Annotated in this window: 18 protein-coding genes; 14 read left to right on the forward strand and 4 right to left on the reverse strand. The window is 39.4% G+C overall.

Annotation, left to right across the window (positions count from 1 at the left end):
* Positions 1–38 precede the first annotated feature (38 nt).
* The gene (locus tag PQO03_RS21660; RefSeq protein ID WP_274153294.1) at positions 39–1,250 is read left to right on the forward strand and encodes a DUF1552 domain-containing protein; all 1,212 of its coding nucleotides are present in this window, start codon (positions 39–41) and stop codon (positions 1,248–1,250) included.
* A 10-nt stretch (positions 1,251–1,260) separates the two neighbouring features.
* Positions 1,261–4,395, forward strand: coding sequence for a DUF1588 domain-containing protein (locus PQO03_RS21665; protein WP_274153295.1), 3,135 nt, complete (start codon positions 1,261–1,263; stop codon positions 4,393–4,395).
* A 148-nt stretch (positions 4,396–4,543) separates the two neighbouring features.
* On the opposite strand, the gene PQO03_RS21670 is transcribed toward PQO03_RS21665, so the two are convergent.
* Positions 4,544–6,406, reverse strand: coding sequence for a protein kinase domain-containing protein (locus PQO03_RS21670; protein ID WP_274153296.1), 1,863 nt, complete (start codon positions 6,404–6,406; stop codon positions 4,544–4,546).
* 20 nt (positions 6,407–6,426) lie between these two features.
* Entirely contained in the window at positions 6,427–6,732 is a 306-nt protein-coding gene (locus tag PQO03_RS21675; RefSeq protein WP_274153297.1) for a hypothetical protein, read from the reverse strand.
* A gap of 286 nt (positions 6,733–7,018) precedes the next feature.
* On the opposite strand from PQO03_RS21675, the gene PQO03_RS21680 reads away from it, so the two are divergent.
* From PQO03_RS21680 to PQO03_RS21695, 4 genes are all read left to right on the forward strand, one after another.
* Entirely contained in the window at positions 7,019–8,116 is a 1,098-nt protein-coding gene (locus PQO03_RS21680) for an IS110 family transposase (RefSeq protein WP_274150989.1), read from the forward strand.
* A gap of 1,278 nt (positions 8,117–9,394) precedes the next feature.
* Entirely contained in the window at positions 9,395–10,957 is a 1,563-nt protein-coding gene (locus PQO03_RS21685; protein ID WP_274153298.1) for a sulfatase, read from the forward strand.
* Positions 10,958–11,429: 472 nt separating this feature from the next.
* Entirely contained in the window at positions 11,430–12,134 is a 705-nt protein-coding gene (locus PQO03_RS21690; protein ID WP_274153299.1) for a hypothetical protein, read from the forward strand.
* Between the two features lie 99 nt (positions 12,135–12,233).
* The gene (locus PQO03_RS21695; protein WP_274153300.1) at positions 12,234–12,545 is read left to right on the forward strand and encodes a hypothetical protein; all 312 of its coding nucleotides are present in this window, start codon (positions 12,234–12,236) and stop codon (positions 12,543–12,545) included.
* A 91-nt stretch (positions 12,546–12,636) separates the two neighbouring features.
* On the opposite strand, the gene hpf is transcribed toward PQO03_RS21695, so the two are convergent.
* On the reverse strand, positions 12,637–12,996 hold the full coding sequence (hpf, locus tag PQO03_RS21700) for a ribosome hibernation-promoting factor, HPF/YfiA family (protein ID WP_274153301.1): 360 nt from the start codon (positions 12,994–12,996) through the stop codon (positions 12,637–12,639).
* A gap of 214 nt (positions 12,997–13,210) precedes the next feature.
* Between hpf and PQO03_RS21705 the strand changes: the two genes are divergently transcribed.
* The 8 genes from PQO03_RS21705 to PQO03_RS21735 all read left to right on the forward strand — a co-directional run bounded on the left by PQO03_RS21705 (position 13,211) and on the right by PQO03_RS21735 (position 21,366).
* Positions 13,211–13,429 (forward strand): hypothetical protein, encoded by a 219-nt coding sequence (locus PQO03_RS21705; protein WP_274153302.1) that lies wholly within the window; start codon positions 13,211–13,213, stop codon positions 13,427–13,429.
* Positions 13,426–14,223, forward strand: coding sequence for an OmpA family protein (locus tag PQO03_RS21710; RefSeq protein ID WP_274153303.1), 798 nt, complete (start codon positions 13,426–13,428; stop codon positions 14,221–14,223). The genes PQO03_RS21705 and PQO03_RS21710 overlap by 4 nt, the downstream gene beginning before the upstream one ends.
* 60 nt (positions 14,224–14,283) lie before the next feature.
* Positions 14,284–17,673, forward strand: a complete 3,390-nt coding sequence (locus PQO03_RS21715) for an MFS transporter (RefSeq protein WP_274153304.1) — start codon at positions 14,284–14,286, stop codon at positions 17,671–17,673.
* Positions 17,674–17,839: 166 nt separating this feature from the next.
* Complete coding sequence (gene rpmH / locus PQO03_RS21720) at positions 17,840–17,977, forward strand: 50S ribosomal protein L34 (protein WP_007278291.1); 138 nt, start codon at positions 17,840–17,842, stop codon at positions 17,975–17,977.
* Between the two features lie 16 nt (positions 17,978–17,993).
* Entirely contained in the window at positions 17,994–18,389 is a 396-nt protein-coding gene (gene rnpA, locus PQO03_RS22185) for a ribonuclease P protein component (RefSeq protein ID WP_420792877.1), read from the forward strand.
* Positions 18,390–18,400: 11 nt separating this feature from the next.
* The gene (yidD, locus tag PQO03_RS21725) at positions 18,401–18,643 is read left to right on the forward strand and encodes a membrane protein insertion efficiency factor YidD (RefSeq protein ID WP_274154328.1); all 243 of its coding nucleotides are present in this window, start codon (positions 18,401–18,403) and stop codon (positions 18,641–18,643) included.
* A gap of 5 nt (positions 18,644–18,648) precedes the next feature.
* Entirely contained in the window at positions 18,649–20,496 is a 1,848-nt protein-coding gene (locus PQO03_RS21730) for a YidC/Oxa1 family insertase periplasmic-domain containing protein (RefSeq protein ID WP_274153305.1), read from the forward strand.
* Positions 20,497–20,508: 12 nt separating this feature from the next.
* The gene (locus PQO03_RS21735; RefSeq protein ID WP_274153306.1) at positions 20,509–21,366 is read left to right on the forward strand and encodes a KH domain-containing protein; all 858 of its coding nucleotides are present in this window, start codon (positions 20,509–20,511) and stop codon (positions 21,364–21,366) included.
* 54 nt (positions 21,367–21,420) lie between these two features.
* On the opposite strand, the gene PQO03_RS21740 is transcribed toward PQO03_RS21735, so the two are convergent.
* A complete protein-coding gene (locus tag PQO03_RS21740; protein ID WP_274153307.1) occupies positions 21,421–24,969 on the reverse strand; it encodes a transporter substrate-binding domain-containing protein in 3,549 nt (1,182 codons plus the stop codon).
* Between the last annotated feature and the right edge of the window lie 111 nt (positions 24,970–25,080).

The raw sequence follows: 25,080 nt of genomic DNA on the forward strand, positions 1-25,080 counted from the left end.
GCTGTGGCGTATTAGTATGAAAATGAGGAAGATATAAAATGAAGAGACGTGATCTTATTAAAATGGCCGCCCTGGCTCCGTTTATCCATTCGAACACTTTGCAGGCCAAAGTAAAAGATACGATTCGGGTAAAATTAAAAAAGAATATTGTATTAGTTAATTTGGATCTCGGGCTGTATGCACCCCATTTTCGTGATGGCGGATCTTCCTGCAAATACATAACCGAAATTTTCTCCGAATTCAAAGATCAGATGACTTATTTTGACGGTATTTCAGAGCCTGGAATGGGTGGTGGTCACGAATGTCAGCCAGCCAGTTTTACCGCTTTAAAATATGAAGATCGCGAACATCATCCCGATCGCGTGATGATGAGTTTGGATCAACGTCTTGCGGAAGGTTCGATCCAAGAATCGAGGCATAAATTCATTTACCATCGAGTCAATAATGGCTCGAGTATGAGTTGGAACAAATTTGAACAACCACTGCCCGCAGTACAGGGTGCCAATGCTTTGTATGAACAGCTATTTGCACGCACGGATAGCAAGACGGATAAAGCTAGAATCGAACGAGAGCGAGATATTCTTGCGGCTTTAGCAAGAAATTTTCGTCGTTACTGGACTGGAACAGTTCAAGAACAGGATATGAAGGCGTCTTTGGAACATCAAATAGCGATTTTATCCGAACGCGAAAAATGGTTAAAGGTGAAGAAGCCTTATATGAAAAAGACTTTTGGTGAAAATGACGAAAAAAATCCTCTCCCTTCCTGCTCAAATAATTATGAGCTAGTTTATCAAGCTTTGGAGAAACAGCAGACCAAAATTGCCTTTATGCAGTTTGGTGGTTCAGGCTTACAACGTGGGATGAATGGTATAGACTTAGGACATCACGGAAATACCCATCATGCGGGTTATGCTGAAAGAATCCGAGCATTAGAGCTGATTGATGGCAAAGTCCTTGGAGAGCTTAAAAGGTTTCTTCATCGATTGAAAGAAGGTAATCTCTACGACGACACCATTGTTTTATTTCACTGTGGTATGGGCGATGCAGGTGCCCATGACCCAAGACGAACCGCCTCATTTTTATTTGGAGGGGGCTTTCAGCATAAAGAATCAGTAGCCTGTCTAAGAGCTAAAAATGATCATATCTATTCTACCTGTAATTTATTTTCAAGTGTCTTAAAACAGAGCGGATTTAATGATATTGCTTTCAATAGTAGTAAGACTGTAATTCCAGAACTTTTTAAAGCTTAGGGTGCTGAATATGAGTGAAGAAAAGCAAGAAAATGATGCCATTCCAATGATGAGCCCCGAACTCAAAGAAGAATTACGTCAGAAGATCGCCGACTTAGAAAAACTTGAGTTGGCCATTACTGCAGGAGAAATTCAAACGGAAAATACCGAAGCTTTATTAAATGAAGCCATGAAGGCAATTGAAGACTTATTGGAGAGAGCACGGAAAGAAGAAGAAGCATATCTCTTAGCTCATGAAACTGATGATTTAAAAGAGCTCACAGTATTAAAATCTACTCCAAGTGCGGCTGTGAAGCAATTCTCTACCGAACAAGTGAATATTGCTGAAAATGAAACTAATTCTTTGGATAAAATTGATGGAAATTTGAAAAGTGAACGCCTTGCTAAAGATAATTCATCTAACTCTAAACCCGCCAAGCCTTCACCAACTAAACGGCGCAAAATGACTTCAAAGAAAAAACTTAGCGTTCCCACAAAACGTCCAAGAGCAAAAAAGAAAAAATCATTGCCTATGGGCATGATCAGTTTAGTTTTAATCCTTGGAGCAGGTGCTTATTTTTATCAGGATATTATGGGCTATGTAAAAAAACAGCAAGCTGAACTGGCTGAAAAAAACAAGCCAAAAATAGTTTTAAAAAAAGAGATACGCAAATCTAAACCAAAACCGCAAAAAGTCGCTCCCGTCATTGTAGAACCGAAAGAAGAACTAACTGAGCCAGAGAATTTTTTTCAACCAGACGAAGAACTTCTTTTTACAGGTGAACTCAAACACTTTAGTTTCAATCAAGTCTTGAGAGATAAATGTGTGACTTGTCATGGCGCTGAAGGCAAAGAAGCGGAAGGAGACTTTAATATCGCCCGTTTAATGACTTCAAAATCATTAAATCAAAAGTCATGGGCCAAAATTTATCGCAGTATTGATAAGAAAGAAATGCCTCCACCTATTGAAGACGAACCTGATTCAATTCCTTTAGAAAAGGAAGAACAAGGTCTACTGCTAGCTTCGATTAAAGTCATGTTTGAAGATTTAAAAGAGGGTGTGACAACTCGTGTTTTAACACCTTATGAAATCCAAAATACTTTAGGCGATCTCTTTGATATAGATCATAGTATGTACAATCCCTTCAAGGCTTTGCGCCAAGCTTATTCAGGAGCCAATTTTTATAGCCATCAGCGCAAGGTACTGAGTCCCCATTATGTCAGTCAATATTACAATATTTTGTATGATGTCTTACAGAGTTTTATTGGCTTGCGTCCTCAAGTTGATAAGATGGATACTGTAACAAGTCTTCCTGGTTCTGTCTATGCCGCAAAGGCATTCAAGGGGGAAACTCATTTGCGCTGGCCACAAAAAAATCCTAAGCTTTTTACCGGCTTTGATATTAAAGATATCACGGAACGTAAACAAACAAAACAGGAGCGCTATTTAGATGGCAATGAGAATGCTCTGGTTAATGAAATATTGGCAAAGCGCACCTTGCCTCCTGGCACTTATAAGTTGACCTTTAAAGCCAATACAGAGAATATGTCAATGACAAATATAACTGAATATAAGTATGGTCCTGAAGTTGTCCGTTTATATGAAGATTTTTTTGATCGCAATCAAAACCTTAGCCTGCCAGTACATTTTCACCTCGAGCCGCCCGATTATGCCGACCCTTTTGCCAAAGTCAAATTTTTGGACACTATGGATATCTCTTCTGAAGGTGAATATGGTATTGAGTTTACCATTAATCGTCGTACCGCTCTCGCCTGTAACATGACATATAAGATGCCAAGTCAGCAGCAGCTTGCTAATTTGATCTCCTATCATAAGCATGGAGATAAGCACGAGAATAAAACAGTGCAGATTGAAATGGCCAACTTGGGTAAAAAAGCGTATGATTTCCCTATGGTAAAAATGTGGGATTTCAAAATTGAAGGCCCTTATAATGTGAAGCTCAATCCGCTATCTTTTGAGCAGGACACGAAAGTCAATGATATGGAAGTTCGAGAAAAGTTTAAGTATTTACATACTTTTAATGGCATGAAGTTAAGTGTGATTTATACCTATATCTTTAGCGGCTTTCGCAAAGAAAAAATGAAATATGAAGACGCATATCGCAATGCAATGATTATGTTTTTTATGTCTCCCAAATTTTTAATCTTGAATAGTGAAGCCAAAACTTTTGATGACAAAGCTCGTTACTTATCTTATGCGACACAAAAATCTGCTCCCACAGATGAACTTATTCAAGAATATAAAAAAGTTCTCAAAAGTGGTGATACTAAATATTTAGGCACATGGTTGATTAAGCATGATAGGTTCACACGTTTTATTGAAGCTTTTACCTATCAATGGCTTAAGCTTGGAGAGATCGAAAATAACATGCCGGATCAAGGTAAATACAGGGAGTATTACAAGCAAGATTTAGGTCCTATGCAGCAACAAGAAATTGAACTTTTCATGACCCACATGTTTAAAGAAAATCTTCCCATTTCCGACTTGGTGAGTTCCGAATATTCTTTTTTAAATGAGACCCTTGCGAATTTTTATGGAACGAATAACCGTGATAGCTCTTTAGCAAGTAATGACTTCCACAAAGTAAAAGTTACTGATGTCAACCGCGGTGGAATCTTTAATATGGGCGCCTTTTTGACGGCGACAAGCAATGGCGTCGATCCCCTGCCCCTTAGGCGTGCTGCTTGGATTTCTGAAAATCTACTTGATTCACCTTTGCCCTCTCCTCCAGATGTCGATGTTAATGACTTCGAAAATAAAGTGAGCGGACGGACCCTCAGTGAACGCTTGGCTGTCCATGCGGAAAATCCCGCCTGTCATTCCTGTCACAAACGCTTGGATTCTCTTGCCATCTTAATGGATCAATATGATTCGATTGGAGGCTATAATTCAGACTTTACCGCCGAGCCAGTTAAAATTAATGATCAAAAAATCCGGGGTCTTGATGACTTAAAAACTTATATGGGCAACTATTCCAAGCCCATGGCGAGAGCTTTTACGAAGAAATTAATTAGCTTTATGCTCGGTCGCGAGCCCGGCGTTCAAGATGAAGCTAAGTTAGACGCTATTTTACTTGAAACCCAAGCCGATAATTATCGCATCGGCGATCTCTATGCCGCCCTTATTAAACAGTATTTCTTATAATTGCGGAGTCCGCTATGACTTCGGAAATAAATTAGAGTGAGAATGCCGAGCATCTGCTCGGCACCTCTTCCACTAAGTCAGCTTATCTTTTTCTGCTTAGCTTACTTGTCTTTCAATTTACATCCCGAATGAATCTCTGCTCGGCTATTTATTCGAGTAGGCTATCAAAGTTTAGTTCTTCCACATAGAACCATCCTACGGTAGGAATTGAGCTAAAACCGATAAGACGAGTTTGACCATCCTGTTCAAGTTTTATCTGTCCGGATTTTTGTGAAATAATGGAGTTTATCAAGTGTGGATAAGGAAATTCTTTAAACTGGATCTCCTCCTGCGTTTTCTCTGCTTCGGCTAAATTAGACATCTCTTTTAAATTACTCAAAATCACCTTTCCTTCCTTATTCATGAGGTAGCGATTTTTGATGATGCCAGTGCGTTTATCTGCAGCTGCGTCCATAATTGTATTGTAGGCATAGTCAAAAGTAATATCTATTGCTGATACCCCTAAAAACTTATCCTCTTTGGAGTACAAGGGTTGCACTGCCGAGACCACTAAACCCTGACCAAAAAGGTCAATATAAGGAGAACTCCAAAACAGCTTTTGATGAGTCAAGGAATGCTTAAACCAAAAGCGTGATCTCACATCATAAGCTTCGCTAAGTTTGCCCATCCCTGGATAATTCACTAATAAGCCATTGGCTAAACCTGAATAGACCCAACGAATGGCAAAGCCTTTATTTAGAGCCAACTCCTCAAGCTCTTCAACAGTCGTATCTTCCTTAAGGTTGGCACCGCTTTCCGCCATGTACGCTAAGGTATCATCAATAATCGGTGATAGTGCCAAAAGCTCTTTGCGAGTATCCTTAAGCTCTAAACCAGGTGCCAATTTATAATTTCCCGACTTCACACTAACTTCGTGACCATAAAGTGCAGAAGGCACGAGGCCCACAATATTATCTTTTTTATTTTTATAGTCCTTATAATCATAAAATCGCAGGGTCTGATTTTTTTGTCTCGGCGACTCAAGCAGATATTTTACTTTGTCTCCGTAGCGCTGCAATACATTCGATAACTTAGAAAAGTGCCCATCTATATGTCCTGCACGTTGCTCCAAAGCACTCTGAAAGTTAATGAGTGTTAACTCCCTCTGTTGCGCTAACTGAATGGATTTCTTTTGCTGAACTAAAGAGCTTATCGTGATCGCAGCAAAAATAAGTAGTAGGCTGAGAACTGATAACGCCGTTGCCATTTTATGCTTGTAGAGCGAACGGACGACGGCACGTGAGAAATTATCTTTATAAGCGACTGTTTCTCGATCCTGTAGGAAATTGTTAATATCATCAGCTAGCAGCGCAACATTTTCATAACGATTTTCCGGGTCATGAGCCATGGCTTTGGCAATAATAGCTCTTAGCGCTGTAGGGATTTTGATCTCACTACGCAGATGCCTCAAAGGATTTAACTGTGCTCTAATTGTCTTCTCTAAGAGCTCTTTTTCATTTGAACCGTCTATGTGTGCACTCAGAGTCACTAACTGAAATAAGATTGCTCCCATCGCGTATTGATCCGAAGCAAACTGCACTTGTCCAGTCAAAATATATTCCGGTGCAATAAAACCTGGTGTTCCAGAAACTGAACCTTTACTTTTAGCCTCTTTAGCTACAGTCTTTTCTTGCTTTTCTGTGACAATTTTAGCAATACCCCAATCCATCAGGTACACTTCATTAAAGGAACCCACCATAATATTCTCGGGTTTTAGATCCCGGTGAATCACTCGCTTATCATGTGCGTAGGAAATGGCTTCACATATCTTGATGAAATAGGAAAGGCGCTCACTCAAGGATTTTTGCTCGAAATCTAAAAGCGCTTTACCTTTTAACTTTTTACATTCCAAAAGATGATCATCAATGATTTCCTGCAAAGTCATGCCCTGAACAAGTTTCATTGCCATGTGGACATAAGAATTCTGTTCACGAATAATTCCGTACATCGGAATTATTGAGGGATGATCCAACTGCGCCGTAATTCGCGCTTCTAAAATAAAATTACGATTGCAGGATTATCAAGAAAATCTTTTTTGAGTGATTTTAACGCTACATAACGATGGAGCTTTTTGTCTTTGGCAGTTTTAATCTCTCCCTGACCGCCCTCACTGAATTTCTCAATCTCTCCAAATAAGGACTCGAGTTCGTCATAGAAATCCAAGCCACCATCATCATGTTTATCCAAGTATTCCGTATTCGAAACTATCGTATTGAATCGGCTATTAAAATTCGAACTGATTTTCTCTCGAGCCTCATCATTAAACTCCTCATCGGCAACAATTGTCTTCTGTATCATAACACACCCATCTCACTCAAAATATATATGCCTCTAATTTACACAGTCATAGCGCTATAGCCTAGTCAGTCACCAAAAATCTGTTTCTGATTATAAGCAATCATCTAGTCCTAGATAACTTTTTTAAGAAATCCTGCTCAAAGCTAGACTTTTAAGCATAAAAAAATCACCTGATAGTACGCTTAGCCAAGTACCGCACTGAGTAATATCAGCGTGGAAATTTGGCAAAGAACGAGGCAATGACCTTTATTGAAGTTTCACACAAACAAAAAAAGGAAATTGCCTCATGGAAATGTATAACTCAAAAACGAAATATCATTGTGGAATTGACCTTCACAAGTCATCTGCTCATATTTGTGTCATGGACAAGGAAGGAAATATAATGCTGCATAAAAACATCCGAGATAATAATTTTGTCTATATGAAGAAGGTCTTGGCGCCTTATGTCGATGACCTCACTATTGCTTGTGAGAGCACTTATAATTGGTACCCTCTTGCAGATTTTTGTCGTTCAGAGAATATTGAATTCACTCTTGGTCATGCGCTCTATATGAAATCTATTCACGGAGGAAAAGCTAAAAACGATAAAATTGATAGCAAAAAAATCACTGATTTATTACGCACGAATTTATTGCCTCACGCCTATGCTTGCCCAGCAGAATACCGCTCTCATAGAGACCTCTTACGAAGGCGTATAAAGTTAGTGCAGTCCAAGTCTGGAATATCAGTCTACATGAATATTTTTGAGCAACAAAACGAGCTAAAAGAAAGTACTTTATACATGAGGTCAAAACCAGATAAACTAGAAAGTCTAGTAGAACATCAGGACTTTTCTGGGATAGGTGGCATCGCGATGGAACGGAACTATCAGCTCAACACAAATCTATTGATGGCTTATACAAAAGAGTTGATCGCAGTGGATAAAGATCTCAAAGAATTCACTTTAAATAGTGCCTACAATGAAGAATTTGAAATAGTAAAGTCAATGCCTGGAGTAGGCGATACCCTTGGTATGGTCATTATCTATGAAACTCACGACATCAAAAGGTTTAAAAGCCCAGGTAAGTATTCAAGTTATTGTCGAGTGATTAAATGTAAAAAAGAAAGTGCGGGTAAAAGTTATGGTTATAGTGGAGCAAAAATAGGTAATCCATTTTTAAAATGGGCCTATAGTCAGGCTGCCGTACTATCAAAAAGAAACCCTTTGATGAAAGCTTTTTCAAATGACCTAATAAGGCAACACGGCGAACGTAAAGCTAGAGCTATTTACACTCATAAGATTTGTCGATCAATTTATTTCATGCTCCAGAGAAAACAAAAATTTGATCCCATTGATTTTTTTGGAAGACAAAAATATGAACGTTTACAAAGACTAAATAATTAAAAAATCTGGAATCTTTTGCAGTGAAGCCGTCAATGGGGACTTGGACTTTGAGCCTCTATCACCTGATTAGATCGCTGTAAAAGGTTTCTTTAAATCAAAAGAAGTTTAGATGATGACTCACCCCTTACTGAGCCCGATATGTACTGGACGATTCCACATGATAGAATTGAGCCTTGATTTACACCTGAATAGGACAGCGAGGGATTGACCGCAAGTAGTTTCTAAGGCGTCGGTTAGCAGCTAAAAAGAAAAGCTGAATAGATCGACAGGGCTCCTTTAAAGCCTTTGACCTTATATGGATGTCTGGAGGGACTTCACATTAAGTGAAAGACCCGTACCCGAAAAGAAGAAACAAAGATGAGCTGAACTAAACATTTTTAAGCACAAGTCGTTTTGAAAATCAAAAAAACGGATACAAAGATTTATTGTCTACTTGACAAATTTGGCTAAATGGATGTCACCTTTATCCCGTGGGCTTTTCATCGCCTCCCAGGGTGGGCACACCCTGCAGGGAAGGGGACGGAGTCCCAAGGCTGCAAGCAAAACATAAAGGGCGCTGGAAACCGCCTAACTCCAGCGGGGAGGTGCTGCCACACAGGCGAAAAAATCTCCTGTCACCTTGATCCCGTGGGCTTTTCATCGTCTCCCAGGGTGGGCACACCCTGCAGGGACGGGGTCCCAAGGCTGTAAACAAAACATAAAGAGTGCAGGAATCCTGCATCACTCCAGCGGAGATTAAAAATCTCCTGACCCCTATTATCTCCGCTGTGCCGCCTTAGTTCAACTAAGCTAAAAGAGGAAAAGTATATCCGTTTTGAGTCGACCCTACTTTTTCTGTAAATCATTGATTGGATTGGGGTAACATCCCCTTTTTTACTTTCTGGGAACGTTGACCTCTATTCAGAATATGGATGATATTAATATTCATGGTTTTGTCGACATTATTCGTTCTATTCAAAATAGAACCGGCAAACAAATTTTTATATCAACTCATGATGAAAGAGTTTGCCGTTTTATGAAGAAGAAGTTTCGTAAGAACCTTCAATTTTTTGAATTCTCTGAATATGGAAAGTTTGAAAAAGCTTAAGCACATAAGGGATCTTAAGGGACATGCCTTTTTGGAGGGCTGATTTTTTAAATCTCACGCGTAAATATAGTTACTATGACGATGAAAATAAATAGTAATATTTAATATAGTATTTTTAGTATTACACTTAAACTTTTATGTTATCATCAACTTATAATCTAATAAGTCCAACAACACAAAAAGGTTTAAAGATGGCGATTATTAAGTATGTACTACTAGTATTGATTTGTATTCGTGTGAGTGCAGAAGAGCTTAATGTGAAGCACTCAGAAAGGGTGGAGTCCCCTAATATAATTTTATTCCTTGTCGATGATATGGGTTGGCAAGACAGCTCGGTCCCGTTTTATTCAGAGAGAACAGCTTTTAATGATTTCTACAAAACACCCAATATGGAGAAATTAGCTTCCCAGGGCATGAAGTTTATGAATTCCTATGCCCATGCAATTTGTTCTCCTAGCAGAACCTCTATTTTAACAGGACAAAATCCTGCCCGACATCATGTGACCAACTGGACTTTCTATGCAAATAGGGATCAATCGAGTCGAACAAAAAATATAAGCTCTCCTATAAAGTGGCGTATGGAGGGACTGCAACCTGGCTATACGATGACTCTGCCTGAAGCCTTGAAAACCCAGGATTATAAGACCATTCACGTAGGAAAATTTCATCTGGGAGCGGCAAAAACTGCAGGAGCTACTCCCGAGGGGCTGGGCTTTGATGTAAATATCGCTGGGCACCACGCTGGAGCACCGCGTAGTTTTTGCGGCTTAAATAATTATTCATCGGCGTATAGAGGCCAGGGAAATAGATGGCAGGTTCCAGGTTTAAAAAAGTATCACGGCAAAGATATTCATTTAACAGATGCTTTGACAACGGAAGCAAATCAAGCCATTGAGACGGCCGTGAAAGAAGGGAAGAAATTCTTTTTACATATGTCTCATTATACCGTGCACGTCCCTCTTGAAAAGCATAGTCCTTATTACGAAGAATACCTCAAGGCAGGAGTGAATGAAGCCGAAGCTAAGTATGCTTCCATGGTTCAAGGTATGGATGCTAGCTTAGGTAGTATTTTAAAAAAACTCGAAGAACTCAAGGTCGCGGAAAAGACCATTATTATTTTTGCTTCAGATAATGGTGGCTTGAGCTATGGCGTGCGCGGGAAGACTCCTATGGGGACGGGAAAGAACACGCATAACTGGCCTCTAAAAGCGGGGAAAGGTTCCGCTTATGAAGGTGGCACTCGAACTCCACTAATAGTGAGTTGGGCTAGCTTAGCTCAAAATAAGCTTCAAGAAAAAATCGCGATAAAACCCGCAAGCCAATGTCATCATATGGTGATATCGGAAGATTATTATACGACGATATGTGCTTTAGCTGGTGTGAAATGTCTAGATAAAAGTACCCTTGATGGAGTGGATCTGACTCCGCTGATTACAGGAAGTAAGGAAGACGTACACTCGGACTTAGTTTTCCATATTCCTCATATGTGGGGGCCTCGTGGGCCGGGTTATGAGCCACATTCGGCAATTCGTATGGGTGATTGGAAGGCCATTTATTTTTATGAGGGGCGTAATTGGGAATTATATAATTTAAAAAATGATATCTCAGAAAAACAAGATCTCTCAAAATCCAATCCTGAGAAGCTGATCACTTTATCTAATGTCTTGAAACGCAAACTCAAACAAATGGATGCGCAATTTCCTATCGATAAAAGAGAGTCCAAGTCAATTGAGCCACTCTGGCCAATGCAATAAAGGCCGCTCTTCTTGGAGAGCTGATTCAAAAAATCCTCCACCCGAGACTCTTTTTCAGGGTGGTAAGATCAATGTAAATAAGCACTTGTTGTTTAGCTGCCGATGCTATAACTCTCATTACGTGCAATCAAAAACTAATCACTTTGGATAATTTGAACTTTGTCGTTGATCTTCCCAGAATTATCTAATAAGTGCTATTTAAGCTAAATTTTAGTTTTTGTAACAGCCACATAAATCATCTGTCTAATATGCTTTATGGTCGGAGTTCAATTTTCATTAATTAATCCCTTATGGATCAATTAGTGGAATAGAAATACTGGTATCCCACCTATAAATGAAAATAGTTTGCCCGCGGTTTTTCCGTGTATGACTATCAAAAATAAAGGACCAGCGCCTAATTTCATCCGCTGGGAGCCGCAATCCTCTGCGGCCTTAATACACAAATTATAAAATTTTATAGAAGGGTTTAAGTATGCATAAGTCTAGATTATCATCACTCATAGGAAGCACTTTACTTATATTTTCATCTTATTTTGTTCTGCAAGCAGCCGACAAACAGCTGAGCTCATCAGCTACTCACTTAAAGCCACTGCTATTGAAAATGGGCCCATCTATAATTTCTGAGACTTTTGACAAGGATTCGACAAGAGTGCAATCATGGGCAAAATATGGTACTCAATGGCAGGTGATAGATGGTGCCTTTGTCGGCAGTCCTGCTTCGCTTGATTATCAAAAAGCGCACCCAGGGAAACACTCTGGCACGACCCCCCGTCTACAGGCAAAAATCCCTCTCTGTAAAGACGGTCTTATTATAAAATTTGATTTTAAATCTGAGAAGAAGATTGGACGCGCTGCCTTTTGGCTAGGTCATCACCATTTTAAGTTGCTCATTTCGGATAATCAACCATCCTTGCAATACACTAAAGATAAGAAAAATATAATCACAACTGCGTTAAAACCAATCAACGGTCCGATGAAAGAAAATCAATGGTACAGTGTTATAATGGAAACTCATGGTACTCACAGAGTTGTTCAGATTAGCGGCTTTGAGCCCTTGATTGTTGAAGCATTTGCTCTTGTTAAGACATCACCAGTGCGTATGAGTGGCTCAAAAGGAGAGCAATTTCAATTCGATAATTTTCACTTTATTGAAGGTGCTGGTTTACTCAAACCTTGAAGAAAATAAAGGTCCGCCCTTCTTGAAGGTCAAGAAATTCAAATTCTTGTAGGCTAAGTTAGACCCTATAAGTTAGCGAATATACGAGGGAGGAGTTATATGAGATTTAAACCATTTTTTGTTAAACGCCATAGAGCCGCACTATCTTTTCCAAAACATGGAAAACGACAGCCACGTAAGAAGCGACTAATATTCAAACTGGGGAAGCTGAAAGCTAAGCGACTTAAATCCTTAGATAGCTCAATGAAAAAGAAGTTCTCCGCTCTGATTATTATATGCACCCTTGTGAGTCTTATTTTTCCACCTGCGTTTTATCTATGTTCCCTAAGCTTAGGTATTTGCTTTATTGCGGCCTGTGGCAAAGCTCTCTTCTACAAAAATGAAAAGCAATATACCGTCACCAAACGATGAACATGATCACGGAATTTTGATATCGTTTAAATCATGCCATAAAAAAGGCGATCCAAATTGGATCGCCTTTAGTTTTATAATTTAAGCAGTTTTAGTATTCGTCGATATTTTCGAGGACCTCTTCTTCGTGACGTCGTTCAATATCACCTAAATGTTCACCTTTATGGTTGTGGTGAAAAGTCTCGAGCTTTTTCTCGAGCTGTCGGTCGAGACGATCAACTGCATCGGCAATTGACTTATACATATCGTCGGTTTCGGCATGAGCATCAATATTGATTTTGTTGCCATGCAGAACTATTTCAACTTTATATTTGCCGTGTCCATGCGAAAGAACGACTTCTGCTTTATTGAGCTTTGGATAGCTGACGCGCATATTGGAGAGATGGCTCTCTACGCTGTCTTTTAGTGCCTCTGTGAGTTGGAGGTTTTTTCCTGATACGATAATATCCATTCTATGTTTCCTCTTCTTTGGAGTTTACGTTTGGGAAGCTTTTTCCTACTGGATGTCATTTCCCATAATTAAAGAACTACTAAAGAAACTTAAAAGCAAGGATTTCTTTAACAATAATCTAAGAAAAAACGGCTCTTTAAATTTAGAAAAAGCGGTCTATTATGGGGCATCTTTTTGAAAGTGCGCTACTTACAACAAAATCTGGGAAAATCACATGAATGTTATAAAAATAAAAATTCTCTCTTATATCAAAAATATGAGGAAAATTATTTTTGCCTGTCCCTTATGTAGTGAAAACAATTCTCTCGTTCATGAAGACTTAATTAGCTCAGAAACTTTGATCGATTTTCGCTGCCCCAATTGCGCCCGTAGTTTTCGTGGGGACTTTTCCTCCTTACAAGAACTCGAAAAACATATTCATGGTAAGCGATGAAGTCAACACTTTGGATTTTAGTCATTGTGGTGGTGACTCTTTTAGGAACTGGCGCTTGGCTGCTCTGGGAAAATGATCAACTCAAGCAAAATAAGGTGCACTTACAGTCCGAAATCAAACAACTCTTAGATCAGCAATCTGGTTTAGAAGCCCACCTTGATACAAAGGAACAAGAGAAATCAGCGCTCAATAGCGCACTCCAGCAGGAAAAAACATATCAAGAAGAGCTCCTTGCTCAGCATCAGCTACAACTCGATGAATTCAAACAAAGTGTCGAAGACGAAAAAGAAGAGACTTCTACTCTACATAGCAAACTTGTCGAAGAATTACAAAACGAAATCACTAATCGTGAAATCAAACTCCAAGAACTCAATGGTCGCATTAGCTTGAGTATGGAAAATAAAATTCTTTTCCCCTCGGGAACTGCCAACTTAGGCGATCGCGGTGCGGAAGTCCTCAATAAAATTAGTGATGCCCTAAGCGAGACAGAAGATCACATCATTCGCGTCGAGGGCCATACCGATAATATTCCATTATCAGGTAAAGGACTTTATAAAAATAACTGGGAGCTTTCCGCGGCCAGAGCCTTATCTGTTGTCAAAGAATTACTCAAAACAAAAAAACTAAATGAACAAGACCTTGAAGCTGTTGCCATGGGTGAATTCCACCCCGTGGCAGAGAACTCTAACAAAGAAGGTCGTGCGCAAAACCGACGAATTGAAATTTACTTGAGTCCTAAAGTCGAGAAGGAATCATTGAAAGAATCAATACAAGACGAATTAATTATTGATTAGTCCTGTAACTCTCTTACTAATATATTAAAGGCAGCGAAAAATAATGGAGCCTAAAAAATCATGACACCTCAAACACGCCGATTAATGCCTGTCGCATTAGCCAACTTCTTCGGCACCTTAAATGATAATGCTTTTAAAAACGTGGCTTACCTCGCCATGGCAGCCTCGATTACTGATAGTAGTAAAGAGCTTGTACTCAATGCGAGAGTTTCTATTGTTTTTACCATCCCTTTTATTATTTTCTCTGTCATTGCGGGTTGGGCCGGAGATAAATTTAGTCGTGATAAAGTCATGCGCTTTGCAAAGGCTTGTGAGTTTCCCATTATGCTAGTCGGAGCCATCGCCATTATGGCCTATGACTCTAAGGCACCTAACCCGATTTTAGGAGGCTTGCTCTATTCCTGTGTATTTTTAATGGCACTGCAATCAACGTTTTTTGTTCCGGCACGTGCGAGTATTATGCCTCAACTTTTCAATGAGCAAGAAATCAAAGATGCTAATGGCAAACTCGAATTACTGAATTTTGCTGGGATTATTTTAGGTACCGCTTTAGCTATTCTTTGTGTTGCCATAAAAGAAGTGACTTTTATCCTTCCTATTTTTGCCATTGCAGGATGGCTTTTTATCCGTAAAACGGAGAAGGTACCAGCAGCTAATCCCGACCTCCCCTTTTCCCTTAATCCTATAAAAGAACTAGCTGGTCCCATGAAAACTCTTTTCGGTAATAAAGGCTTATTAGCTTCGACTGTTGCTGAAACTATCTTTTATAGTATTGGTCTCGTCCTCGTTTTTTCTATTTTTAACCTCGGAAAATACGAACTGCACCTAGATGATACCGGCCGCTCATTATTACTCTTGCCACTCACCTTCGGCATCGGCTTAGGTTGCTTTATTGCTGGTCGAGTTAATCACACCACTATGAATCGCGGACTTTGTGTTCCAGGGCTTATGGGCATGACTTTTTCTTTATGTCAGTTGATATCCTGTTCCAGTCCCGTTATGGCTGGTGTATGGATTTTATTTGCTGGCTTCTTTGGTGGACTTTTTATCCTCCCCGTAAAAGTTTATTTACAGGAAGAAACTCCACAGAATGAACGTGTCCGTATTATGGCGGCTGAAAACATCATCGTTTTTATTGGTATGCTTTTAACCACTTGGATCACTTTTGAATTTGGGAAGCGCAGTGACAATATAACAACCTACATGGTGATTTGGTCTTGTGCTTCTATCTTGGCATTAACGAGTATTGCCGCTGCATGCGTTCTTTCCAACAATTTTCTTCGTCTCATTGTACTGGGCCCCATACGCCTCCACTACCGCATAAAGGTTCGCGGCTTAGAGAACGTCCCTCATGAAGGTCCTTTGCTCTTACTCCCCAATCACTCAACCTGGATTGATGGTTTTTTAATCTCTGCCGCGGTACCTCGAAATATTGTGTTCATGATCGATTCCGTCTATTACAATAAACCTTTACTCAAACCTTTTTTCGAAATGTTTGACTTTTTACCGGTGAATGCCGGGCGCAAATCGGTCCTCCAATCTCTAGAAGCAGGTAAGCAAGCTTTGGCAGATGGCAAAGCGCTCTGTCTTTTCCCCGAAGGCGTACTCACACGCTCAGGTTTCATGAATGAATTTAAAAGTGGCTTCCAGCGCGTCTTAAAAGGTAATGATCAGGCAACTGTACTACCCGTCTATATGGGGGGAACTTGGGGTAGTACCTTCAGTTTACGTGGTGGTGAAAGAATAAGTTTCAGTAATACGACAGGCCCTTTGCCTCCGAAAATCAGTGTGCATGTAGGTGAAGCCGTCGCTCATGACCTCCCAGCCCTAGACCTCTGGGAAAAAGTTAAAGAACTCGAATTCATCGATCATAAAATTCGGGCCGATGAAAATGTCCCTGGTCCGGTGAAATTTTTACATTATGCAAAACTCAAACCCTTTGGATCAATCTTCATTGATCCAGAGAAAGGCCCGATAAAGAATTTGCCTTTGCTCATTAAAATTTTAGCGCTTTCCGCAAAAATAAAAAAAATCCAAGGCAAAAAAGAGTACACTTCTATTCTTTTACCCAATACGGTTGCGGCCGTAAGCTCAGCCTTGGCCGCTTACTATCAAGAATCCATTCCCGTTTTCTTAAACTCCACCGTTTCAAAAGATGGTTTAGCACATGCTTTAAAAACGACAGATTGTCAGCATGTAATTACCTCGAAGTTAGCCATTAAAAAGATGAATATTGACTTGCCCGAGAGCTGCACGCCTATTTATTTAGAGGATATTGCCAAGAGCATAGGAAAAATTGATGTTCTAAAAGCGCTGCTTAGTATTGCTCGTCCTTCTCACTGGATCTGTAAAGCTAAAATTGATGATACCGCAACTATCTTATTCTCTAGTGGTTCAACAGGTACACCAAAAGGAGTGGAGCTAACTCACCTCAACGTAAGCTCTAACCTTGATTCCTTAGGCACTGTCTGTGATTTAAATGATAAAGATATTGTTTTAGGACACATGCCTTTATTCCATGCCTTCGGCTTTCTCTCGGCATTTTACCTTCCTATTAGTCATGGAACTCCTACTGTGATGCAAGCCAATCCATTAGACGCCAAAGCCGTGAGTCATAATATGGGTAAATATAATTGTACCCTCTTATTTGCTACTCCTAGCTTTTTAGCTAACTATACCCGCCGTTGTAAAGAAGAAGATTTTAATAAATTACGTCTCGTTCTTGTAGGAGCAGAAAAACTCAATTCCAATACAGCTCAAGAGTTTTTCGATAAGTTTGGCATCTTGCCCACAGAAGCTTATGGCGCAACTGAACTCGCACCGGGAATAAGCTTTAATGCTCCCGTTAAAATATGGGAATTAGGAAAAAAGAATTTACGCGAAAATTCGGTGGGACGTCCCTTGCCAGGCATTCAAGTTAAAACCGTTAATCCTGATACCTTAGAAGATTTATCCAATGGAGTCGCCGGACTGCTCTTAGTTAGGAGTCCCAGTACCATGCGTGGTTACTTGAAAGATCCTGACCGTACTAAAGCGGTATTGAAAAATGGATGGTATATAACTGGGGATATTGCCTCTATCAATCGCGATGGTTCCATACAACTTCAAGGACGTTTATCCCGTTTCAGTAAAATCGCAGGCGAAATGGTTCCTCATGGAGCCGTGGAGGAAGCCTTGTACCAAGAGACCGGCACTGACTCGTCACAACTTGCCGTAATGGGTGTCCCTGATGAAGCTCGGGGTGAAAAACTTGTTGTTTTGTTCACAGCACTCCCTAAAGAAATTAATGACCTTATTGATACCCTACGCAATAATGGTCTTCCCAATTTATGGATCCCAAAGCCACAAAATTTCATTAAAATCGAAGAAATCCCACTTTTGGGCTCTGGAAAAATAGATCTCAAAGCGCTTAAAGACTTGGCAATCAAAATGGTAGGAGGAATTGATTAATAAAAAATGCTCAAAAAACTTTTACTTTGAAAAATCATTTAGTCAGTTTGATGAAATCGCGATGTTGCATTAGATTCAGCACTCGTTTAACTGGACCCTATGGTTTTTATTGTTCAAACCCGCTTAAACTAGACACTTTTAATTATAATGTAACAAGGAAAATAAAATGAAAAGAACTTATCAGCCTTCAAAATTGAAGAGAAAGAGAATGTGCGGTTTCCGCGCTCGTATGGCAACAAAAAGTGGTCGCAAGCTTATTGCTAGAAGAAGATCTAAAGGTCGTGCTAAGCTTACACAAGCCTAATACGACATCCTGAAAGGTGACTGAACCCTCTCAAGATTCTCAAAAAAAATGCTTAGAAACGCTCAGTTCTGATCTAGGTTTTCCAAAATCGCATCGGCTCGTAAAAGGACATGAATTTCGCTATATGCGAGAAAATGCGGAAAGTATACGCGGGAAGTCCATCGTTTTATGTTATGCGCCAGCGCCGGATAAGCAAAGAAGACTCGGAATTGTCGTTAGTAAAAAGTTTCACAAGCACGCAGTAAAGCGAAACCGAGCAAAAAGAATCATTCGAGAGGCCTACCGTCACCTACAGGATAAACTACCGAATCACTGGTTTGTTATTATCTCCCGAGCACATTTATCGGGTAAGAGCTCAATAGAGGTACAGGAAGAGCTCTTAATACTGATCGATAAATGTAAATTAGTTTGAAAAAAAAAAGTTTGGCTGCGCACGTCGCAATACTTCTTGTGACGTTTTACAAAAAATGCCTTTCTCCACTTTTTCCAGCAACGTGTAGATTCGAACCCACTTGTTCAATGTATTCAAGTCAGGCCTTAAGCACTCATGGTTTTTTACGCGGCTTATGGTTGACAACAAAACGAATTTTAAAATGTCACCCTTTTTATAGGGGCTCGAGCTGTGATCCAGTTCCAGGGAAGGATGTGACAAATAAAGAGAAATAACTCTTATGGATAAGAAAGGAATAGCCTGGCTAGTCGCCTTAGGCCTTTCGCTTTTCCTCATTCTCAATACCGAGAACGAGGAAATCAACAAAAATATTTTTGGCGTTGAAGCCCAAGCTAAAGTAGTTCAAGAAGAAAGTGTAGATAGCCCTGTAGGTGAAGATCAAGTATCGACACCTCAAGATGAGCCATCAAAACTCAGCGAAACAACAATAGTAGTTCCTCAAGGGGAAGTATTAAAAGCTACTGCTCAAACAACAGTTGCTGAAATCCAAACAGACCTTCCGCTTCACACCCTGACAGTAGGTGAGAATTTCTCCCTTAATATTCGTCCAGGGCAAGGTTTGAAAAATGCACAACTCAATGAGTACTACACCACCAGCGACAAGACTGAAAAAGTAAATATTGGTGACAGCAATACGCCGAGTTTTAACTTTGCAGGTATTGCTGAAAAATGGCAGCTTATCACTGTTCGCATCAAAGAAAAAACTGCCAATGCGCTCATAACGGAAAGTGACTATACTTATGAAGGTCAAACTTTTGCCGTTCAGAGTTCATGGAAACTTGAAGAGGATTATCATTTCGCTTTAAGTCATAAGCTCATTAATACTTCAGATAAAAGCTTAAATATTAGTGGCTTGTATCTTAACTGTGGTTATATCCAACCCATTCAAATGGGCAAGCACGGCTTTTTCACTCAGCAAGCGATTGGTAATGATCAAGCGGTTGATACAATTCTAAAAGTCGATCGCAAACTTGAGACCCACCTTAAGCAAAACATCCAAGATGACATTAAAGATAGTATTGAAGATGCTGCAGAAGAAGGTCGCGTCCTTAAAGATCCCTACTCTGTTTATATTCCCGAAGATGCCGATAGCTATGATTGGGTAGCAGTAAAGAATCAATATTTTGCTTTTATCGCAGATATTAGTGACTCTTTTGCTTCCGTAAGAACTAAGACCAAAGAAATCCTCTCTCCTACTATTAATAAAGATGGCAGTCAAGATAAATATGACCTCATCTTTGCAGAAGGACAAATAGCCGATTTTGAATTAGCTCCAGGCGCATCAAAAGATATCTCACTCGATATCTTTGCGGGACCACAAGAAATTCACATTTTAGAAAAGCTCGGCAATGATAAAAAAGGTATCATGCAGCTCAACATGTTCATGAACATGAAAGTATCATGGTTAGGCTTTTTATCTGAAATGATCCTCAAGGCACTTTTCTTTTTCAACGGCTATGTAAATAGCTTTGGTTTGTCAATTATCCTCCTTACGATTTCAGTTAAATTACTCTTTTGGCGTTTAACTAATAAGAGTAATAAGTCCATGAAAAAAATGGCTATTCTCGGACCAAGAATTAAAGAAATCCGTGAAGAACTTAAAGATAACCCTCAAGTGATGAATCAAAAAGTAATGGCTCTTTATCGCGAAGAAGGCGTCAATCCTGCTGGCGGTTGCCTCCCCATGCTTTTACAAATGCCTATTTTTATCTCTCTCTTTAATGCGCTGCGAAGCGCCATTGAATTACGCCACGTAGAATTCCTATGGATTACGGACTTATCTCAGCCCGACACCTTAGGTTTTATTCCTGGCGTCCCTATTAGACCCCTAGTAATTGCGTGGGCTCTATTAATGCTTGTTCAGCAGAGAATGACTCCTTCCTCTGCGGACGAAACCCAGAAAAAAGTCATGATGTTCATGCCTGTTATGATGCTGTTCTTCTGCTACGGCATGCCTGCTGGATTGACACTCTATTGGTGCTTCCAGTCGCTCATGACACTTATTCAATACAAACTCAACAACCGGACTACAGTCGGCACTCCAGCTCCAGCTACTGCCGCTAAATGATTAGGAGAAATCATGGAAACTAAGACACAAGAATGCGAAAAATCGAAACGTATATTTAAAACTATTATTACCTTACTCGGCCAAAAAGCCGAAGTTGATCACCGTTATACTGGAAAAAACATTATCCTAAATGTAACATCCGAAGACCCAGGCCGTCTTATCGGTCGCAGAGGTATTGCACTCAATAGCATTACGCACCTTATGAACCTCGTTCTTAAACGCGAAGATGGCGAACATCCACACGTTGTCATTGATGTGAAAGGTATCGGCGAAGAAGATAGAGGCGAACGCGAACCTCGCAAAGAAAAACGCCCTAATAAGCGTAACAACAACAATCGTCGTAATAATAAAAACGCTGACGGTAATGACAGTGATCAAGAAGGCGCTCCTGTTAAAACTGAAGACAAAGCTCCTGTTAAAACTGAAGACAAAGCTCCTGTTAAAACTGAAGACAAAGCTCCTGTTAAAACTGAAGACAAAGCTCCTGTTAAAACTGAAGACAAAGCTCCTGTTAAAACTGAAGACAAAGCTCCTGTTAAAACTGAAGACAAAGCTCCTGTTAAAACTGAAGACAAAGCTCCTGTTAAAACTGAAGACAAAGCTCCTGTTAAAACTGAAGACAAAGCTCCTGTTAAAGCTGAAGCAAAAGCTCCTGTTAAAGAGAAACTCTCGCGCTTAGAACTTGAGTGCCGTAACTCTTCACGTGAAGTGAAAAAATGGGGTGAGGATACTTACTTACCACCAATGAATGAAGGTGATTGCTTTAAAGTTCTCGATCACTTCAAAGCTGACAAAGAAATTACTGCTGCCATTGATGAAAGCAGAACTTCTGGTGATAAGAAACGCGTTAAGTTGTCTATTAAAAAATAATAGCCTTCAAAAAATTTGATTTTAGCCCCTCAATTGAGGGGCTTTTTTTATGCCTTAAGGGCTATAACCATGCTTGCTTAAATCTTCTATTACACCGGTAAACTGGCGAGTAAACTGGCTCAGGGCTTTAGGGAAATCATCTAGTTTATCAGCTTTAATATACTCTTCTAGAACCTGACAACTAAAGGCTAAATCTTTGGCACCAATGACTGCGGATATCCCTTTTAAGGTATGAATTAAGCGAGAGAGATCATCATACATCTCTTTTTGATACAGCTCATTAACGACAGTTAATAAATCGCTGTATTCAGTAATGAATTCATGTAATAACTTATCGTATAGTTTTTCACTATCATTGGTATAATGAATCCCCTCTGCGATATTAATTTTCTTGAAATCAAATTTCTGTATAAAGCTTTTATGTTCGTCTAAATCTTCATTAGTTTTATTCTTAATAACTTTTTCTTTGGGCAGCCACTTAACTAATGTTGAGAGCAAATCTTCCGTATAAAAAGGCTTAACTAAACGATCATTCATACCTTCGTGCAAGTACTCATAGCCCTGATCAACAAAGGCATTTGCGGTCACCGCAACAATAGGGGTCTCTTTATTTAGCCCATCCTTTCGAATCACTTTTGTGGCAGCTAAGCCATCCATAATTGGCATTTGTATATCCATCAAGATAATATCGTATATTTTTATTTTACACAGCTCTACTGCTTCACGGCCATTGACAGCACTGTCTGTATGAATATCAAAATTCTTCAACATTTCTAAAGCCACAAAACGGTTCATTTTATTATCATCAACTAGTAATAAATTAATATTTTTGAACTTAACATTCGTCGTCTGATTAACATGGGAGACAATATTGGTTTTAACCCTCCGTTGATCGAGTAAAGTTTTGATTGAAGAATACAAAATTTTAGGGTATATCGGCTTAAATAATATATCATAGTTTTCACTTGCAGACTGATGAATCGTTTCCTGAGGGTGTGCGGTATAGATGATGCCTTGTTTAAAACTATCTCTAAAGTTACCATAGCAAGCATACGGACAAATCATTATTTCATACTTACTAAACTTTTTCGATACAGCTAAAAAATCTTCGGCTGAATTAAAGCTATCTACTTTCATGTAAGCCGCCTCTAAGCTACTCGTTATGGATTTCCTGAGAGGGAGAGATGGCTCTATTAAAACCACTTTTTGCTCGATCATTTTTCCGAACTCTTGCTTTTTATGACGATCCTCTAAAGGAATTTCAAAAATGGCTGTAAAATAAAATATACTCCCCTTTGACGGCGCACTTTCTAACCAAATTTCGCCTCCCATATATTTCACTATTTTTTTAGAAATCGATAAGCCTAAACCAGTGCCACCATATTTACGGGTCGTGGATGAATCTGCTTGGGAAAAAGGCTGAAATAGCCTTCCTTGCTGAGTAGAACTTAGTCCAATTCCCGTGTCCTCTACTGTGAATTTCAAGCAAATTGAATCGTCTTTTAATTCACTTTCTTCAACGGATAAAATCACATGACCCTGGCGAGTATATTTAAGGGCATTGCCCAAAAGGTTTAATAGCACTTGCTCAAGTCTTAAAGGATCCCCTATTAACTTATACGATAGTGGTCCTGGAAAAATAAGATCCACCTTGCGATTGGTCATTCGCCCTCTCAAGGTCCCTCCTATTTTTTCCAAAACTTCACTTAGCTTAAAGAGGCTTTTTTCCATTGTCATTTTCCCCGCTTCAATTTTGGAGAAATCTAAAATGTCATTGAGAATCGTTAGTAAATTTTCACTCGATTGTTTAATTTTATAAAGATACTCTTCGTGCCTCTCTCCAGATTTATCTTTGAGGCCTAATTGAGTCAAGCCAATAATCGCATTCATGGGCGTTCGTATTTCATGACTCATATTAGCCAAAAATTCTGATTTTGCTTTATTGGCCATTTCTGCATCTTCTTTAAGTCCCTGAGCCTGCTGGTAAGCTACTGATAACTTTTTATTAAGCGAAGAAAGACGCCGTGCCCATACAGCAACGAGTAATAAGAGGCCAATACTTATAAAGAACATCTTCCACATGTAATCATAATCTATAGCTTTAGCGACATATAAATTAATCCATCGATCATTGATAGCTTTATGTTCACTATCGCTAATTTTACTTATTACTTTATTTAAAACACTCACTAATTCAGGGTAATCATGATGACCACCGATGGCTAAATCACATCGAAAAGGCGCTTCTCCAGATATTTTTAAATCGCTGAATTTCTCATCTTTCAGAACGCGTGAAAGTTCGGCTAAGTTACCGACAAAAGCAAAGGCCTGTCCCTGTTGAACTTTTTTTAGTGCACTAAAAACATCATCTGTTAAGACAAACTCTAAATCGCTATGTTTATAGCGCAGAACTTCATGTGCAGGTCGACTTTCTACGACGACGATCTTTTTTCCTTTCAATTGCTCTAAACTACTTATTAGAGTGGTTTGTTTATTCGTTACAATAACGAAAGGGAAAGATAAATAAGGCTTTGTGAAACTAAGGTATTGCTGTTGCTGAGGTGTTTTAACGACTGTGTCGAGAGCATGTAATTTATCGTCTTTTAAATGAGCGACTGTTTCAGTCCATGAGTCATACTCCACAAACTTAAAGTACAGTCCTGATTTTTTTGAAATTAGCTCTAGATAATCACTCGATAAACCTTTAAATACTTGACCATTTTCTTCAAATTCATGCCATTGTTTATCTATGCCAATGAGAATTTCTGGAGTGTTTGCAATCCATTTTTTTTCTTTTTCTGTAAATTCATTCCCCTGAGATTTCTTATTATTAAAAAGCCACTGTTGCCTCAATGAAGCAATATCTTCCTGAGTGATAGTATTCATTGCTTTCTGTAATATATCTCTAAGAATCCCCCAGTCCTGACGAATCGCCAAATAATGTACTTCTGAAGCTGTAGCTATAAAATCGAGTTGGCCAGTGACTTTTACATTCTTAATCCCATAGGCATGGATCAAATAATCGATTGTATCAGTTCCTTCCATAAAGGCATCTGCTTGGCCGGACTCCACTGCTCGTAGGCCATCTTCGGCGGTTTTCACCATCATATACTTGATATCTGGGAAATTTTTTCGAACCGGTTTAACGGTCACATACGACTCCACCATGGCCAGGGTTTTTCCCTTCATATCCCCTAGTACTTTTATTGTCATTTCATTTTTATGTACAGCCAAAGTGTTTTCTGTTTCGAGATATGCCTGAGTATAATGAAGATATTTAGCGCGTTCAGAATTATAACTAATAGGATGAATAATATCGATATCTTTGTTGCGAGCCATTTCCAAAAGTCGCTTCCAAGAGTAACCATTAATAAATTGAAGCTCCACGCCCAACTTCTCAGCTAATAACTTTATATAAGCCACGCTATAACCCTGGGCTTTCCCGTTGATATTAAAATCATACGGCGCCCAATCCATTTCATTACTCACACGTAAAACTGGATGATTCTTTAACCAAGATTTTTCCTTAGTATTCAAGCCCAAATCGGCCTGCCCCACTAGGGATAAACTTACGCAACATAATAACAATAACTTACACAACATGCTTTCTCTCATTTCAAAATATTACTCAATATATCCATTCTACTAAAGATAATATTGTACAGGCTCTTAGATATAAAGGCAATAAATAAGGTTTTATCAGCGGAACTTGCT

The sequence above is a fragment of the Lentisphaera profundi genome, from assembly GCF_028728065.1.
GTDB lineage: Bacteria > Verrucomicrobiota > Lentisphaeria > Lentisphaerales > Lentisphaeraceae > Lentisphaera > Lentisphaera profundi.

Excerpts from the sequence above, each read along its gene's own strand:
- PQO03_RS21685 (WP_274153298.1), top strand. The coding sequence starts at position 9,395 with ATGGCGATTATTAAGTATGTACTACTAGTATTGATTTGTATTCGTGTG.
- PQO03_RS21730 (WP_274153305.1), top strand. The coding sequence starts at position 18,649 with ATGGATAAGAAAGGAATAGCCTGGCTAGTCGCCTTAGGCCTTTCGCTT.
- PQO03_RS21665 (WP_274153295.1), top strand. The coding sequence starts at position 1,261 with ATGAGTGAAGAAAAGCAAGAAAATGATGCCATTCCAATGATGAGCCCC.
- PQO03_RS21740 (WP_274153307.1), bottom strand. The coding sequence starts at position 24,969 with ATGTTGTGTAAGTTATTGTTATTATGTTGCGTAAGTTTATCCCTAGTG.
- PQO03_RS21710 (WP_274153303.1), top strand. The coding sequence starts at position 13,426 with ATGAAGTCAACACTTTGGATTTTAGTCATTGTGGTGGTGACTCTTTTA.
- PQO03_RS21735 (WP_274153306.1), top strand. The coding sequence starts at position 20,509 with ATGGAAACTAAGACACAAGAATGCGAAAAATCGAAACGTATATTTAAA.
- PQO03_RS21695 (WP_274153300.1), top strand. The coding sequence starts at position 12,234 with ATGAGATTTAAACCATTTTTTGTTAAACGCCATAGAGCCGCACTATCT.
- PQO03_RS21680 (WP_274150989.1), top strand. The coding sequence starts at position 7,019 with ATGGAAATGTATAACTCAAAAACGAAATATCATTGTGGAATTGACCTT.
- PQO03_RS21675 (WP_274153297.1), bottom strand. The coding sequence starts at position 6,732 with ATGATACAGAAGACAATTGTTGCCGATGAGGAGTTTAATGATGAGGCT.
- PQO03_RS21715 (WP_274153304.1), top strand. The coding sequence starts at position 14,284 with ATGACACCTCAAACACGCCGATTAATGCCTGTCGCATTAGCCAACTTC.
- PQO03_RS21660 (WP_274153294.1), top strand. The coding sequence starts at position 39 with ATGAAGAGACGTGATCTTATTAAAATGGCCGCCCTGGCTCCGTTTATC.
- PQO03_RS21705 (WP_274153302.1), top strand. The coding sequence starts at position 13,211 with ATGAATGTTATAAAAATAAAAATTCTCTCTTATATCAAAAATATGAGG.
- rpmH (WP_007278291.1), top strand. The coding sequence starts at position 17,840 with ATGAAAAGAACTTATCAGCCTTCAAAATTGAAGAGAAAGAGAATGTGC.
- hpf (WP_274153301.1), bottom strand. The coding sequence starts at position 12,996 with ATGGATATTATCGTATCAGGAAAAAACCTCCAACTCACAGAGGCACTA.
- PQO03_RS21690 (WP_274153299.1), top strand. The coding sequence starts at position 11,430 with ATGCATAAGTCTAGATTATCATCACTCATAGGAAGCACTTTACTTATA.